The organism is Spirosoma sp. KCTC 42546, assembly GCF_006965485.1.
In the GTDB taxonomy this organism is placed as follows: Bacteria; Bacteroidota; Bacteroidia; order Cytophagales; family Spirosomataceae; genus Spirosoma.
The window spans coordinates 7,651,724-7,668,201 of sequence record NZ_CP041360.1 but is presented as its reverse complement, the minus strand read 5'-3'; the positions used below and the strand labels follow the sequence as shown (position 1 = coordinate 7,668,201).

Below are 16,478 nucleotides of genomic sequence, written 5' to 3'. Positions count from 1 at the left end.
CACTTTTAAACCCCCACCGTGTCCCCTTCGTCGGCGCGGATTTTGTCTTCGATGTAGGCAATGATCTGGGTAGCAACGTCGGTTCCTGTGGCGGTTTCGATGCCTTCCAGCCCTGGCGATGAGTTGACTTCCAGCACCAGCGGGCCACGTTCCGATTGGAGCATATCAACCCCGGCTACTTTCAGGCCCAATGCGCGGGCAGCTTCCAGGGCGGTATGTTCTTCTTCCGGAGTAAGTGCTACCGAAACAGCATTGCCACCCCGGTGAATATTGGACCGGAAGTCACCTTCAACGCCCTGCCGTTTCATGGCACCTATTACGCGCCCGCCAATGACAAACGCCCGAATGTCGGAGCCTTTGGACTCGGCGATAAATTCCTGGACTAACACGTTCTTTTTCAGGCCGTAGAAGGCTTCGATGGTGGACTTGGCCGCTTTGGTTGTTTCGGCCAGCACAACGCCAATGCCCTGCGTTCCTTCCAGTAACTTAATCACTACTGGCGGGCCGCCAACGAGCTGAATGAGTTGAGTAATGTCGCCATTTTTAGGATGGTTGGCAAACACTGTTTTGGGTAAGCCGACCCCCGCTTTTGAGAGGACTTGCAAACTCCGCAGCTTGTTCCGCGAGCGCAGAATTGCCTGTGATTTGGCGGTTGTGAACACGCCCATCATCTCAAACTGCCGGACAACCGTACAACCGTAGTCAGTTACGGAAGCTCCAATGCGCGGTACCACCGCATCGAGCGAATCCAGTTCCTGGCCTTGGTAAAGTACCGAAGGCTTGCCGCCTTCAATCATGACCTGACAATTCAAATGATTAACTACAATTCCCTCGTGGCCACGCTGACTGGCGGCTTCGAGAAGTCGTTGAGTAGAATATAAATCGGCCTTAGCCGATAAAATGGCAATACGCATAAAAGTGGTTAGTCGATAACCGTCAGCGGGTAAGGATGGTGAGTAAACGGTACTGGCCCGTCTTACTGGCCATTGTCGACTGATAACTGACGGCTTTTTTTCTGATAGGATAAGTTTTTCTGAGAAACGTCTACGATAAAGCGATTACGAAGCAGTTTACGACCCAGCAGCACTGGATTCTTGAGATTCTCCCGGTCGGCAAGCGTGAACTCTGCCCGAATTGTGCGCCCGAACAGGATGATTCGGGTTTTGATAACATACCGTTTTTCTGCCACACCGAACGAGTTGCGAATCATGCGTTGGCTGAACTGGTCGCTATAATAGGGCCGTTCCTCTTCTCCGTTTTTGTCAATTAGTAAAAAGCTTAAAATCCGGCGAACGCCCGACTTGACCAGCCGAACATCTTTGCAGTGTAACGATGATGTATAAGCTCCTGTATCGACTTTAGCCTGCACATCGAAGAGGCCCAGGTCCGGGAAGTCGACAAGGTCCGTCATGCCGATGATCTGTTTTGGCTTAGGCGTTCGGGGAGTCATAAATAGTTTGGAGTCTGAGGTTTGGTGTTTGAAGTTGACTGACGTATGAAACATCAAACTCCAACCGCACCAGCGGCCCGGTTCAAACAATTATACGCGGATCAAGCGACTGAATGTGAGTGATATATCTAGCATAATCATTTTGGCGCGGGCGTTGCGCTCCAGATGGTACGTAGCTTCGTTTAAATCGTGCACGATGTGCTCGATGTGGTTGATTGTTAGTATTTTAGAGAAGTTTTTGACGAACGCCAGTTCATTATCTGGCAACCGTAGTAATTCAGCGGCTCCCTGCTGCCACAGAAACAGATCGCGGTACAGACGGATACTGTACTCTAGTAATCCTTTCTGTTTTTCCTTACTGAAACCATCAAACTGGTCGGCCTGTTTAACCAGCGAAATTAAATCCTGTCGGTAGCAGGTTCGCATCCACTCGGCAAACCAGGTATGCTGATCCGTTGATGCCGTATCGTGCTGGATTAGGTGCAGGGCTTCGGCCAGATTACCATCGGCCAGGTAGGCCAGACGTCGGGCGGTGGTTTCATCGAGGTTCAGGTGCTGGCGTAAGTAGGTGGCCACTTCCTCATCGGTAAAGGCGCGCACGGCTACCCGTTGCGTTCTGGACAAAATCGTGATCAGCAGCTTATCGGGCTGATTGGTCACGAGCAGAAACAGCGTTTGGGCAGGCGGCTCCTCCAATACTTTTAACAGGGCATTGGCCGAGGTCACGTTCATGAGCTCGGGGAGCCAGATGAGCATGATTTTGTACGCTCCTTCGTAGGCTTTCAGGGATAGTTTTTGCAGAATATTTCGGGCTTCTTCGGCCGAAATATTGCCTTGCTTATTATCGGCCCCCATCGTTTCAAGCCACTCGGGTAAGCTGCGATAGGGTTGTTCGATCAGGAATTTCCGCCAGTCGATTAAATACGCTTCTGAATTTTTTCCCTTGGCCAGATTTGCCACCGGAAAAACCATGTGTAGATCAGGGTGAACGAGCTTCTGAACTTTCACACAGGACGCACACCGTCCGCAGGAATCATTGGGTTGTTTGTCTTCGCAGTTGACGTACTGGGCCATTGCCAGGGCTAGTGCGAGGTTAGCACCGCCCATGGGTCCATCGAACAGCAGCGCATGGGCGAGGTGATTCGTCTGAACCGCCCGTAACAGCATTTGCTTGGTTTCGTCCTGGCCAACTATTTCGGAAAATTGCATAAGATCAGGGTAGAACAAACAGAACGGCCCTCAATGTCCATGTAGTTTGTACGCTGCGAGAGGCTACAAATCGAAGCGGGATGGCTTATCAAATGAGCGAGTTCGTTCTTTCGTGAAAATTTCCCGTAAGATAGCCTCTTCCTGTTTGTCAAACGACTTACCTCGTCGTTTGAAGGCTTCGGCTGCTACTTCGAGAGCTTTCTCAAGTCGGTAAGTAGCAAAACCGTCTATAGCGCCCCCCCACGAAAAGGAGGAGATATGTTTTGGCTGAAATCCGCTGCCAAACACATTGGCGCTAACGCCCACAACGCTGCCTGTGTTGAACATGGTGCTAATACCCGCTTTGGTAAAATCGCCCATCATCAGGCCGCAGAAAATCCGCCCTGTATCTTCGAGATGGCCGGTTGCGTAGGAGTGGAGTTTAACGTTACTATAGTCGTTTTTTAGGTTTGAGTTGTTCACATTAGCGCCCAGATTACACCACTCGCCAATCACAGAATTTCCGAGAAACCCGTCATGGCCTTTGTTACTGTATCCAAAGAAAATAGAGTTACCTACTTCGCCCCCAACCTTACAGAATGGGCCAATGCTGGTGTTACTACGCATTTTGCCACCCCAATTTACTGTTGATTCTTCGCCCAGCGAAAATGGCCCGATCACAATGGAGCCTTCGCTAATTGTGGCGTTTTTGCCAATGTAAATCGGCCCACCTTCTGCATTTAAGATAGCCGCCCGGATGGTAGCACCAGGCTCTACGAAAATGTTCTCGGGAGCGTAGCAACGCGTAAATGGGTCGGTAATCGGTGTTGAGGTTCGCCCGGCGGTTAAGCGAGCAAAGTCGGCACGGATTTGATCGCCATTCTGCACGAAAATATCCCACGGATTAAAGACAATCGTGAGCGGGTCGGAAAATGTCTGAAAGTCGTACGCATCATCCACGGTTGGCGGGGTAGCCAGTGGACTACTCGTTCGAACGACCAGTACGACCCCATCCGCGGTAATGAGTCCTGCACCCAATGCCAGCGCAGAAATAGCTTCCTGCAAGGCTGATGTGGGGCAAACCGCGCCATTAACATACCAGTTATCGTCTCCGGCGTTTTGCGGGAATTTGGCTTGTAAATAGGATTCGGTTAAAAACGATCCGGGCTGTCCAAGCACATCGGCCCACTTCTCGGCCAGTGTCTGGATGCCGATTCGGATGCCTGCTACCGGCCTGGTGAAGGTGAAGGGCAGCAGCGCAGTTCGGATAACCGGGTCGTCAAATAAAATCAGGTTTGGCATTGAGTACGTCAATGGATCTAGTGGCAAATATCTAACCTTAATCTGTAAAAAGAGAATACATGAAAGAGTACTTTTACCAAAATGACGACTGCCTTATCTATCGACACCATCATTCAGCGCATTGCCTATTTGCAGGGTAAGGATGGCCTGTTCCCGTCGGTACGTCGGAATGATGCACTAGGCTACCGGCGGGCAGATACGAATGTTTTCTTTACGGCCATTACCGTGTTTACTTTACAAACGGTACGCGCCAGAGTATCGCCTATCGCCCAAACGCTGATTGATCAGATTACGCAACGAGCCACAATTACTTACCCAATTTTTCGAAATAAAGACGGCCTGAATACCTACAACTTCTGGCCTACGCGCCCCTCCCGACACTTCCCGAACGGCTATCTGTTCCACCGTTTTGAGCATTTCCGTATCCCCGACGACATCGACGATACGGCTATGGTGTACCTGACAACAACACAACCTCAGTCGGAGGCCCTTTGGCTGAAAGATAAATTGAGCCAGCACGCCAACGGCAGCCAGCGACACCAGATTCGGAATACGTACCCGGAATACCGGCAGCTACGCGCTTACTCAACCTGGTTCGGCAAAAACATGGGCGTGGATTTCGATGCCTGTGCGTTGAGTAACCTGCTCTATTGTATTTATCAGTACAAATTGCCGATGAATGAGCACGATACGGATTCGCTGACCTATCTACGGCTGGTGGTCGAGTCGGGCCGGTACGTATCGGAGCCGTTCTGCTGTGCGCCCCATTACGCCCGAACGTCACTCATTATCTATCACCTGGCGCGATTGATGGCCGCTTTTGCTATTTCCGAACTGAAACCCATTCGCCCCCGCCTGATCGCCGACGCGCATCACCAGTTGACTAATGCCACGAACCGGGTGGAACAACTATTGCTGGCAACGGCACTGGGGTGGTTGGGCGAACCGGTGCCCGCCATCAATCTCAACGAGATCGAACAGGATTTCGATACCTTTCACTTCTTCATTGCGGGCTTGCTCACGGCCTACGAACAGCCCTGGCTGCGCCGGTTCGCCGACCGTCCGCTTACGCAGATGCGCTGGCAATGCGAGGCTCACTGCTGGGCGCTGGTGGCGGAATACGTTGTTATGTATGATGTATGAACGTAGAAGTGGAGCCAGACAGAGTAAGCGAACTATTTATAAAGACGTAACTTTACGAACATATAATTGCATAATTCATGAAAACACATGGCCAGTCGGCTTTACTTACTCTTCGTAGACATAAACTCGCTACGGCTAGCTTAGCTGCAGTTGCCCTTTTATTAACCTGTAATCAGAAAACAGCCGCGCAGCAACCGCTTCAGGGGCTTGTGAAGCAAGTCGAGTCTATTTCCGGGAAGAAAGAATACCTGGCATCGCCTTTCGTAACGGCTGGCAATCGGTTGTACATGGTTGGGCATCAGGACGGTAAATTTCCGGATCTGGGTTGGCACATAACGGGCGAAATGGGCGGAATCTGGGATCATCCGATCAAGTTACTGGATGGATTCACGGCCTCGGTTACCATCGGTCAACAAGCGGTTTGCCTCGATAAAGCTGATACATTCATCAACTATCCGTTTGCCAATAAGCACCTGTACCAACGGGTGACCGACGGGCTGGACGTGGAGCGCTTTCAGTTTGTGCCCGACAACAAAGAGGGTATGGTGGTGGAATATACCTTTGTAAACAAGCAATCAAAGCCGCTCACGCTTCAGTTTACCTGGACAGCCCATACGGATCTGCGTCCGACCTGGCTGGGCGAACGAACCAACATGGTTGATGCGCCGGATGTGGCAACCTGGCAGGCAAAAAATCAGTCGTGGCTGGCGAAGGATCAAAAAAATGACTGGTTCGTGGCTTTTGGTGCCAATGTTCCCGCCCGCCAGCATCATCAAAACAAAGGCTGTGAGTTTGTGTCAGCGGGGCAGGGGTGTGCTGCTTCGCTAGTGTACACGATCACGGTGCCCGCCAACGGAAAAACACAACTGCCCATTACCATTGCCGGTTCCTACAAATCGGCCGAAGCGGCCAACCGGACTTTTGCCGACGTTCAGAAAAATGCCTACGCCTATCTGGCTGGCAAGAAAAACCGGTACGCCACCATCGACCAACTGGCATCGGTACATGTGCCGGATAGAAAGCTGGAACAGGCGTTTCGCTGGGTGAAATACAATACCGACTGGCTGATTCGCGAAGTGCCCGAAATTGGTCGGGGGTTGTCGGCGGGTTTGCCCGATTATCCATGGTGGTTTGGGGCTGATGGCTGCTACACCCTGTCGGGTCTGATCACAACGGGAAACCGGCAACTGGTGTATGATTCCGTCGACCTGCTGAATAAAATATCTGAAAAGGAAAATGGCAACGGACGGATCATTCACGAAGTATCGACCAACGGCGCGGTTTTCAATCCCGGCAATTTGAACGAAGTACCCCAGTTTGCCAGCATGATCGCTGAAGTCTACCGATGGACCGGTGACAAAAATTTTCTTCGCAAGTATTTTCCGACGGTGAAAAAGGGGATGACCTGGTTGCTGGCGGAAAATGATAAAGACAAAAACCTGCTTCCCGATGGCTTCGGTATGATGGAAATACACGGCATGAACAGCGAGATGATCGATGTGGCGGTGTATACGCAGGAGGCTTTTGCCAATGCGGCCTATATGGCATCGGAACTCGGCGACAAAACGCTGGCGATGGATTATCAGCGCAAAGCCGCTACCCTGAAAACAAAAATAAATACCGATTTCTGGGTGCCCGAAAGCGGTTCGTATGCCGATTTTATCGGGACAAAAGCCGAGGCTTTGCAGCTTGTAGAAGGGGCCATTGTTCGGGCCGATACGCTGCACAAACCCTGGGCAGTGGAGGAACTGAAAGCCACCCGGCAAAAGCTGCATCTATTGCCCGAGGATACCAAAAAAGGCTTTGTGCTGCACCATAACTGGGTGGTTAACACGCCCATGGAAACGGGGGTCGCCGATCCCGGCAAGGCGGCTATTGCGCTTCAAACGGCCAGCAAATTTACGAACCCGTTTGGCCTGTTTGTTACGGGTATCGACCGCGACGAGTCGGCCGGAAACGACGAGGGGTCATTCACCCTGAACAAGAAAGTATTTACCTATACCGGCGCGGTAATGACCTTACCAACGGGTGTGGCCACGATTGGAGAAAACAATTATGGCCATCCCGACGAAGCATTGGGCTATCTGAAACGAATGACCAAAACATTTAGCTACGCCTTTCCGGGCTCTATTTACGAAGTGTCGCCGGACTACGGCATGGTTACGCAGGCCTGGAACATGTACAGCTATGCCGTACCGATCATCAAGCAATTTTTTGGTATTCGCCCCGAAGCGTCCCGTAAATTAATTGTAGTTCAGCCGCAAATGCCCGGTGCCTGGGACAAAGCCAGCGTTGCCAACGTGGCGATGGGCGACAACATGCTGTCGATGGGCTACGCCAAAGCGGGCGAGCAGTTGACATTGTCGATCACTCAAAAACAACCCAACTGGACCGTGAGGCTGACCTTCCCAAAAGGCAAATACCGGAACTGGGAGGTAAACGGCAAAAAGGTGCCCGTGCAGAGCAATGCTGATTCTGATTTTGTTGAGCTAAATGGGCCTTCACTCCGCGTGCGTTTGCAATAAGTCTGATAGACATAGACACCCAGACCCAGCTAGTGCATAACCCCCGCCCCATCCTATCATAACCCCATTCCGCCATCCACAAAAATGGTTTGTCCTGTTACATAGCGGCCTGCGTTGGAGCATAGAAGAACGGCCATTCCGGCAATGTCTTCGGGTTGCCCTTCGGAGCCAATGGGAATAGTCATGCGTTGACTGATTTTGTCGGGAATGGGTGGGGTAGGTTCGTTGGTACGGGGTGTGTCGACGACGCCGGGGGAGAGGTTATTGACTGTAACACCTTGGTCGGCCAGTTGCAGGGCCAGATTCCGAACCATGTTGGCTACTGCTGCTTTGGTGCCTGCATAAACGAGCATGGCGGGATGTGGTTTCAACTCCTGTATGCTGCCAATGGTCAGAATGCGCCCCCAGCCGCGCTCGGCCATGGCGGGTGCAAACCGTTGTATCATCAGGAGCGTCGATTTCCAGTTGGCGTTTACCTGCTTATCGAAATCATCGACCGTAGTATCCTCCCACTTTTTTGGTACCTGTACCGACGCGTTGGCCACCAGAATATCGATGGGGCCAAAGGGTTCAGTTGCCTGTCGATATAGGGATTCGACAGCATCATCTTCGCTAAAATCAACCCCAATTACCGCACTTTTACCCCCTTGTTGTCGAATCTGGTTGGCTACCAGTTGAGCCTCTTCATCACCGTGTCGGTTATGTATGAGCACCGTCGCGCCAAATTCGGCCAGGGCCATTGCTATCGCCTGACCAATACCCTGACTGGAGCCAGTCACCAGAGCGTTTTTGCCAGAAAGGTTGAATAAGTCTTTAAGCATGAATAGTTTACGGTTTATGGTATTCAGTCTACGGTTGGCTGACGCGTAAGAACATATGCGTCAGCCAACCGTAGACTGAATACCATAAACCGTAAACAAATAAAATTTTCCTTAAAACTTATTTAACGCCACTATCAATACGTTTTCGTCATGTCGGTAGGGATGGCCAGCACGAAGTCGGCCAGATTCCGGTTCTCACTGGCGGGGTTATCAATGTCCGATACTTCCACCGAAGATAGCGTCAGAATTTTGAGCGGTCGGGTAGCTCCGGTGGATTGTTGCTGGCGCAGATACCAGACGATTCCTTCAAAGTTTTTAGAGTGATAATCGCCATTGAAGTGCAGGAGCGTTTGGCCCGGTTTCAGGTTTTGCTGAATAAAATAAGCCATCGTAGCGTCTTTTATGGCCTGGGCGCGGGCAAAATTGGCCGTCATGTCGCTGGTTGTTCCGTGTAGATTTGCCGTAGTAGAAGTGCTTGTTCCACTGGTCGTTGTACTGCTGCTTGGTGCTGGCGAGCTCATCATGTCCATCATGGCTTTGTAGCCAGGTAGGGTCAGGTCGACGGTTAGCGGCAGGGGAGCCACCTGACGCTTCGCTTCGGCAGAAATCGTATCAAGGGCGGATAACCCCTGACGAGATACTAGTCGAGCGTATCGACGCGGTACATTCGTGGCAATAAACGGAATATGTTGCTCGCGGGCGAAATCGGCAATGGGCTTATAGTCGGTCGTGAAGTTGGGCCACAGGCGAGCTTGTGTAGCCAGTTCTTTCGCCGTGGTTTTTCCCTGTACGTAATCGCTCAGGGCAGTTTGATTGTCTGACTCGAACATCTCTGCACCGAGAACCAGATTGCCTTTTTTTGCGGCCTGTAAATCTTTGGTGAGCTGGAGTTCAAGCCAGTGGCAAATGGGGTCATTATGCAGTTCGCCAAAAAATACCACATCGGCCTCGGTAGCCTGACGAAGTAATTTGGCGTAGGTGGTCGATTTTAGGTTTTGCGTATACAGGCGGTAGGCAGGCCGGTCAGGACCACGGAAAGCAAACGCCAGGACACAAAGTAAGACAAGAATAGGTCGCATGAGAAAGTAGAATGTTCAGCCTCCCGAAAGTATTGAACTTTTGGGAAGTTATTAGCCAATCAGTCAATTCTGTAACCAATCGTCCGAACAATTCGTTACCTTTTTGGTAGTTAATCCTCTCTTCCCAATGAATTTACTAGAAACCCTGCGGCAGTTTCCGGCATTAGCTGAGGTACCTGATCAACAGCTTCAGTGGCTTATTGATCGGTCTGAAGAAGTTAGTTTTCCTGCCGAAACGGTTATTTATAAACCGAATGAACCCGTTGATTATCTGGTATTATTGCTGGAAGGGCGTATTCGGATCGAATCGGGCTCCAATGGTATGGGTGACGAGTTAATCACCTATGAGGACCACTCTATTCTGGGTGTTCTGCCGTTTTCAAGGATGAAAAGCATCCCGAATCGGATGATGGCGGAGCGGACCACCCATGTACTCCGGCTTCACCGCGATCACCTGCCTGATCTGATTCATAGTTGTTATGAACTCACCGAAACGTTTGTTCATCAAATGAACACCCGCATTCGGGATTTTACCAAGCTGACGCAGCAGAACGAGAAAATGGCGTCACTTGGGCGTTTATCGGCCGGGTTGGCGCATGAACTGAACAACCCGGTAGCCGCCGTCGTACGATCTGCCGATACGCTGAAAACGCATATGCGGGCTACGCCTGAGGCCTTTAAAACCATCATGCATCTCAAGCTGACCGATGAACAGGTAGACTCCGTAAATACCGTATTTTTTGGGAAATTAGATCAGTGTCTGGCAAAGGGTGCGGCAAAACCACTAACCCTGCTTGAGCGGAGTAGTCTTGAAGATGACCTTACCGACTGGCTCGACGATCATGGAGTTGATGATTCCGTAGATCTGGCCGGACCATTGGTTGAGTACTGTTTTACCGTAGCTGATCTGGACTGGATTCTGGAAAAAATTGGGGATGATAATCTGGCCGGTGTGATTAGTTGGTTGGTTAATAATCTGGTAACGGAAAATTTGGTGCTGGATATTAGCGAGGCATCCAAACGAATCTCAACACTGGTCAATTCGATAAAAAACTACACCCATATGGATCGGGGTGTGGGAAAAGAGCGTATTCAACTGGCAGAGGGTATTCGTAATACGCTTATCCTGTTAGATCATAAAGTTAAGAGTAAGCACATTGGCGTAAAACTCAATCTGCCCGATGATCTGCCTGCTGTTTGTGGCTGGCCGGGCGAACTGAACCAGGTCTGGACCAACCTGTTCGACAACGCCATTGATGCCCTGCCCGATGGCGGTCAACTGGAAATTAGTAGCCAGGTGGATCGCCGATCGGAGGAGCACATGGAGTTTGTGTTGACCAAAGTAATTGACAACGGAACGGGTATTCCGAAGGATATTCAGGATAAAATATTCGAGCCCTTTTTTACAACCAAGGAGATTGGCAAAGGTACCGGCCTCGGCCTCGATATTGTGCAGGGCGTTATAAAACACCATAATGGCTCCATCAAAGTCCAGTCGGAACCCGGCCGGACAGAGTTTAGTATTTGTTTACCAGTCGAATGATAATGTACAATGCATAATGGAAAATGCATAATGATTCTGCCTTCCATGAATGCCTCATTTATCATTATTCATTATTCATTTTACATTAAATACTATGCGCCTTCCTATCATTTTTGCTATTGACGACGACCCTCAGGTATTGCAGGCCATCCAGCAGGATTTGCGCAAGCAGTATCGAAAAAAATACCGGATTATGGCCACCAGTTCGGCTCGGGAAGCGCTTGATTCACTGCCTGAGTTGAAGAAACGGGGAGAAGAAGTAGCCCTGTTTCTATCCGATCAGCGAATGCCGGATATGACGGGCGTTGAGTTTCTGATCCAGGCTCGTAAGTGGTTCCCGAATGCCAAACGAACGTTGCTCACCGCGTATTCGGATACCGATGCGGCTGTGCGGGCCATTAATGAGGTTCAGTTAGATTACTACATTGCCAAGCCCTGGGACCCGCCCGAAGAAAAACTCTACCCCGTTCTGGACGATCTGCTCGGCGACTGGTTTTCTGACTATCGACCCGCTTTTGACGGATTAAAACTAGTGGGTTACCAGTTTTCCTCGCAGTCGCATGAGTTAAAGGATTTCCTGTCGGGTAACCTGTTCCCGTATCAGTGGCTCGACATTGAAAACGACCCTCAGGCGCAGGAACTGATTGACTTACACGGTCTAAGCCGAACTGATTTACCCGTTGTTGTTCTTGACGATGGCTCAATACTGACGCAGCCAACCATTGCTGAACTGGGTGGCAAATTGGGGTTACAACCCAAAGCGTCCCAGGATTTGTACGATCTGGCTATTATTGGGGCTGGCCCCGCCGGACTGGCCGCTGCCGTTTATGGGGGTTCCGAAGGCTTAAAAACTATTCTGGTCGATAAACGTGCGCCCGGTGGGCAGGCGGGTACGAGTTCGCGGATTGAAAATTATCTTGGCTTTCCTAACGGCCTGAGCGGTGCCGACCTCACCCGACGTGCCATTACCCAGGCACAACGATTTGGCGTCGAGTTTCTGGCTCCTCAGGAGGTGGTATCGATTAAATCGCAGGGACAGTACAAGCACATAAAAATGTCTGACGACAGCGAGGTAGTTGCGCGGGCCATCGTGTTGAGCACGGGTGTAGCGTACCACAAACTGGAGAACGAAAGCCTCGATAAGTTTACGGGGGCTGGCGTTTATTACGGAGCTGCTACTACTGAAGCCTATGCCTTTAAAGGGAAGCCGGTTTATATTGTTGGCGGGGGTAATTCCGCGGGCCAGGGTGCTATGTATCTGTCCAGAACTGCGTCCGAGGTGTTTATTTGCGTGCGTCGGCCCGATTTGTCCGAAACTATGTCGCAGTATCTTATTGACCAGATCAACCGGACTCCAAACATTACCCTCCTAGGCTGTACTGAAGTGGTTGAGGGGTTGGGTAACGAACAGTTAGAATGTCTGGTGCTGGAAAATATGGATTCGCACGAACGTCGGACGGTGAAGGCGGCTGGATTATTCATTTTCATCGGTACAAAACCCTTCACCGACTGGATCGAGATGAACATCATTAAAGATCCCAAAGGGTTTATTGCCACTGGGCGTGATCTGGCTCGTTACGCTGATTTTAAACAGGTTTGGAAACATGACCGGGAGCCATACCTGCTCGAAACATGCAGCGCAGGCATTTTTGCCGCTGGCGATGTACGCGCTGGTGCCATGAATCGCGTAGCTTCAGCCGTAGGGGAGGGTGCCATGGCTGTGAGCTTTGTGCATAAATACCTGGCAGAATTTTAACGGATGTATGATATAAGGTGTATGATATATTGCTTTTGCGTCAGCTATACCATACCCTATAACCCCCTATCCCATGCTCAAAAAAACTATCTGCGACCACCTGGCTTCTCTGACGGAAATCCGCACCGCTCGCGAATACGTATGTGAAGAGTGCATCAAAACCGGCGACTCATGGGTACACTTACGGACCTGCCAAACCTGCGGGACAACGCTCTGCTGCGATTCATCGCCCAACAAACACGCAACGAAACATTTTCTGGCTAGCGAGCATCCGGTTGTGATCTCGTCAGAGCCTGGCGAACGGTGGCTCTGGTGCTTCGTTGATGAGCAAATGGCCGGGTATTGAACAAGGAGAATGGTATTCGGTTTACGATATAAGGTTTACGGTGGCTGACCGCAACGGAGGATTTGCCGAGCAACTGATGTGCCCCACACCGTGAACCTAATACCGTAAACAATAAGCCTCTGAATGATTGCTGAACAGACATTTACAGAACAATACCTTCGGGTAAGGGCACATTCTGAAACCATTTGCAAAGGGCTTGAAACAGAAGACTATGTTGTGCAGCCCGTTGTTGATGTTAGTCCGCCTAAATGGCATCTGGGGCATACAACCTGGTTCTGGGAAACATTTATTCTAGTCCCAAACGCACACGGTTATCGTACATTTCACGATGATTTCAGTTATGTATTCAATAGCTACTACGAAACGGTTGGGAAGCGGGTACTGCGAACAGATCGGGGTAACCTGAGCCGCCCGACGGTGTCAGGCGTATATGCCTATCGTGCTTATGTAGATGAGCACATGAGCCACTTCTTAAACACCACCAATCTGCCTCCCGACCTTCAGACACTCATTGTGTTGGGTCTGAATCACGAGCAGCAACATCAGGAGTTGCTCATTACTGATATAAAGTACATTCTGGGCAATAATCCGTTGTTGCCAGCTATTGAGATGCCCATTTTTGAGCATCAAGTGCAAACGCTCAACCCGTCAATTGTAGTTAGGGAAGGCGTCTATTGGGTTGGCTATCCCTCATCTTCGAGTCCAGCAGACAACCCTGAATCGTTCTGCTTCGATAATGAACTGGGCCGACATAAGGTCTATCTGAACGAAACTACGCTGGCTGGAAATTTGGTCACAAATGGGGAATACCTGGAGTTTATTAAAGCCGGTGCTTATCAGAACTTTCGACACTGGCTGTCGGATGGGTGGGCATGGGTGAACATCAACACTATTAAGTCTCCTTTATACTGGCATCAGATTGATGGCGAGTGGTGGAATTATACATTTGGTGGACTCCAACCCGTCGACCTAGCTGCTCCCGTTTGCCATATTAGCTACTACGAAGCAGATGCCTACGCTCGTTGGCGGGGTATGCGACTGCCCACCGAATTTGAATGGGAAGTTGCCGCCGTGGACTCGGCCGCCGTGGATTCAGGAGCTGATCAACTTAATTGGGGTTCGCGTTGGGAGTGGACAAACTCCGCTTATCTACCCTATCCGGGATTCATAACGGCTGAGGGCGCTGTGGGCGAATACAATGGTAAATTCATGAGTGGACAAATGGTGCTACGGGGAGCTTCGGTGGCTACTCCCGAAGGGCATTCGAGATCTACGTATCGTAATTTTTTTCAACCAGACAAACGATGGCAATACACGGGGATACGCCTGGCGAAATGAGCTTGGTGCAGGACGCATGGAGGTTTGAGCAGGGGGCGGGGAGCGAGGAGCAGGGCATGGACCTGGAGTCAGCCGTTATTGATCTTGATACCCTGACCCCTGCCCCGAGCACCTCACCCCTCGCGGACGAAGTGCGTATGGGTTTACAGACAACGCCGAAACGATTGTCATCCCGGTTTTTCTATGATGCCGAAGGAAGTCGGTTATTTCAGGAAATTATGCACGCACCGGAATACTACCTGACCCGGTCGGAGTATGAAATTCTAAATACATATAAGGAGGATTTTCTCAAGCAGTTTACGCCCGATGGTCGCCCGTTTGAACTGGTTGAACTGGGTGCGGGCGATGGCCTGAAAACCAAGATTTTGCTTGGTTTTTTTGCCGATAAAAACGCCAACTTTGCCTATACGCCGGTTGATATATCTGTTGATGCGCTTGAAGATTTAGTGGTCGATGTACGTCAAAAATGGCCGGATTTGCGACTTAATCCCCGGCACGATGATTATTTCAATGCGCTGCAACAGTTGTCCGAAGAATCGGATGCTAGGCGGGTTGTTTTATTCCTGGGATCGAATATTGGCAACTTTACCCCCGATGCTGCCCTTGATTTTTATCAGCAACTTCATGATCGGCTACAACCCGGCGATCTGGTGCTAACGGGCTTCGATTTACAGAAACACCCGGCCATTATTCATGCCGCCTACAACGACCAGCAGGGGCTGACCCGCGCCTTCAATTTGAATCTGCTCCGTCGGATCAACCGGGAGCTCGATGCCGATTTCAATTTGTCGGCTTTTGATCATTACGAAGTCTATAACCCCGAAACGGGAGAGGCCCGCTCGTATTTGGTTAGTCAGAAAGCCCAGACCGTTCAGATTGGAGCACTTGATATGAAGGTATCATTCGAGTACGGAGAAATCATTCATACTGAGATTTCCCGGAAGTTCACGCGGGCGCAGATTGAAAATCTGGCTCAGCAGGCAGGGTTTTCGCTAATTGGCTGGTTCACGGATAGCAACGGTTATTTTGCCGATGTTGTGTTTGAACGATGAGAAGGGTTAACGCAAAGACGCAAAGGGAAGCGCAAAACTCGCAATGAAAACTACTTCGCGACCTTTGCGTTTTATATTTTCTCTTGTTGCAATCCCAACCGAATGGCCTGTTCAACGGGTGAATAGTTACCATCGGCTCGCTCCAGTTGGAGGGGTTCGGCCGGAAGAAGTGGTGGCTGCGCCATAAATCGGGGATTTGTGCCCTGATGAGGCTGGGCGGCATGAATTAAAAACGGGTGGCATAGATACACGGTGCCTGCTTTTCCGGTTGCCAAACTAACTGGGCGATCAAGTGATGGTCCGAATTTTTCGGCTAACTCGATGAAGGATAAACCAGCTTCACCGGCTGGTTCCAGAAGTTTGGGAACATCCAGATGCGAGCCTACTAAAATTCGGGTGGGCGCATCCAGACCATCAACATCAGAAAACAAAAAGAGCATCAATAAGGCCCGGCCAGTTGAGTTTACATTTAATCGCCACGAACCGTCGGGGCCTGCAAAACTAGCTTCGGCATGCCATCCGGTATCACCCGGATCATCGGGACTTGGGAAACGAATTGGAAACGTACCCAGGCTGTTGCGCGCTTCCCAACGACCAGCACCAACCAACTGATCGTAGGCAGAGATCAACCTGGGTGTGTTAGCGGCTAGGCGGAAGGGTTCCTGATCATAGCCCCCCAGCCGAATAACGGGTTGTGTCCAGGTGGCTGGATCCTCTGGGTCACAGCCTGTGTCTGTCCACAAAATGGCTCGGCCTTCCTGCGCCAATTCTTCCGAAAAAGCCTCGTCGATTCGAACAAAGCCATTCTGAATAAATTCCTGGATCTGATCATCACTAAGGGTATTCGCCATACAAGGGTTTGCTTAACGATCATACTATGCTTGATCTAGTCAACATTATGTCTATACAAATGTTGGCAAAACCAGCTTACTGAT

At 50.5% G+C, this 16,478-nt stretch carries 14 protein-coding genes; 7 read left to right on the top strand and 7 right to left on the bottom strand.

Annotated elements, in window-relative coordinates:
- Window positions 1–5: 5 nt before the first annotated feature.
- The 4 genes from rimK to EXU85_RS31175 form a co-directional block, all read right to left on the bottom strand.
- Window positions 6–914, bottom strand: a complete 909-nt coding sequence (rimK, locus tag EXU85_RS31190) for a 30S ribosomal protein S6--L-glutamate ligase (RefSeq protein WP_142775826.1) — start codon at window positions 912–914, stop codon at window positions 6–8.
- Between the two features lie 62 nt (window positions 915–976).
- Window positions 977–1,450, bottom strand: a complete 474-nt coding sequence (locus EXU85_RS31185; protein ID WP_246859319.1) for a RimK/LysX family protein — start codon at window positions 1,448–1,450, stop codon at window positions 977–979.
- Between the two features lie 90 nt (window positions 1,451–1,540).
- Window positions 1,541–2,659, bottom strand: a complete 1,119-nt coding sequence (gene holB, locus EXU85_RS31180) for a DNA polymerase III subunit delta' (protein WP_142775825.1) — start codon at window positions 2,657–2,659, stop codon at window positions 1,541–1,543.
- 63 nt (window positions 2,660–2,722) lie between these two features.
- Entirely contained in the window at window positions 2,723–3,940 is a 1,218-nt protein-coding gene (locus tag EXU85_RS31175) for a GlmU family protein (RefSeq protein WP_142775824.1), read from the bottom strand.
- An 81-nt stretch (window positions 3,941–4,021) separates the two neighbouring features.
- On the opposite strand from EXU85_RS31175, the gene EXU85_RS31170 reads away from it, so the two are divergent.
- Window positions 4,022–5,083, top strand: a complete 1,062-nt coding sequence (locus EXU85_RS31170) for a hypothetical protein (RefSeq protein ID WP_142775823.1) — start codon at window positions 4,022–4,024, stop codon at window positions 5,081–5,083.
- A 77-nt stretch (window positions 5,084–5,160) separates the two neighbouring features.
- Window positions 5,161–7,608 carry a glycogen debranching protein gene (locus EXU85_RS31165; RefSeq protein WP_142775822.1) on the top strand — a complete coding sequence of 816 codons (2,448 nt, stop codon included), beginning with the start codon at window positions 5,161–5,163 and terminating at the stop codon, window positions 7,606–7,608.
- Between the two features lie 56 nt (window positions 7,609–7,664).
- On the opposite strand, the gene EXU85_RS31160 is transcribed toward EXU85_RS31165, so the two are convergent.
- Window positions 7,665–8,429, bottom strand: a complete 765-nt coding sequence (locus EXU85_RS31160; RefSeq protein WP_142775821.1) for an SDR family NAD(P)-dependent oxidoreductase — start codon at window positions 8,427–8,429, stop codon at window positions 7,665–7,667.
- Between the two features lie 134 nt (window positions 8,430–8,563).
- Entirely contained in the window at window positions 8,564–9,508 is a 945-nt protein-coding gene (locus EXU85_RS31155; protein ID WP_142775820.1) for a ChaN family lipoprotein, read from the bottom strand.
- A gap of 127 nt (window positions 9,509–9,635) precedes the next feature.
- Here EXU85_RS31155 and EXU85_RS31150 point away from each other — a divergent pair, with 127 nt between their 5' ends.
- From EXU85_RS31150 to egtD, 5 genes are all read left to right on the top strand, one after another.
- Window positions 9,636–11,051 carry an ATP-binding protein gene (locus EXU85_RS31150; protein ID WP_142775819.1) on the top strand — a complete coding sequence of 472 codons (1,416 nt, stop codon included), beginning with the start codon at window positions 9,636–9,638 and terminating at the stop codon, window positions 11,049–11,051.
- A 94-nt stretch (window positions 11,052–11,145) separates the two neighbouring features.
- Complete coding sequence (locus EXU85_RS31145; RefSeq protein WP_142775818.1) at window positions 11,146–12,807, top strand: FAD-dependent oxidoreductase; 1,662 nt, start codon at window positions 11,146–11,148, stop codon at window positions 12,805–12,807.
- A gap of 73 nt (window positions 12,808–12,880) precedes the next feature.
- Complete coding sequence (locus tag EXU85_RS31140; RefSeq protein WP_142775817.1) at window positions 12,881–13,153, top strand: UBP-type zinc finger domain-containing protein; 273 nt, start codon at window positions 12,881–12,883, stop codon at window positions 13,151–13,153.
- Window positions 13,154–13,276: 123 nt separating this feature from the next.
- Window positions 13,277–14,491, top strand: coding sequence for an ergothioneine biosynthesis protein EgtB (egtB, locus tag EXU85_RS31135; protein WP_142775816.1), 1,215 nt, complete (start codon window positions 13,277–13,279; stop codon window positions 14,489–14,491).
- Window positions 14,492–14,628: 137 nt separating this feature from the next.
- Window positions 14,629–15,543 (top strand): L-histidine N(alpha)-methyltransferase, encoded by a 915-nt coding sequence (egtD, locus tag EXU85_RS31130; protein ID WP_246859659.1) that lies wholly within the window; start codon window positions 14,629–14,631, stop codon window positions 15,541–15,543.
- A gap of 71 nt (window positions 15,544–15,614) precedes the next feature.
- Here egtD and EXU85_RS31125 read toward each other — a convergent pair whose 3' ends face one another.
- Complete coding sequence (locus EXU85_RS31125) at window positions 15,615–16,394, bottom strand: phytanoyl-CoA dioxygenase family protein (RefSeq protein ID WP_142775815.1); 780 nt, start codon at window positions 16,392–16,394, stop codon at window positions 15,615–15,617.
- Between the last annotated feature and the right edge of the window lie 84 nt (window positions 16,395–16,478).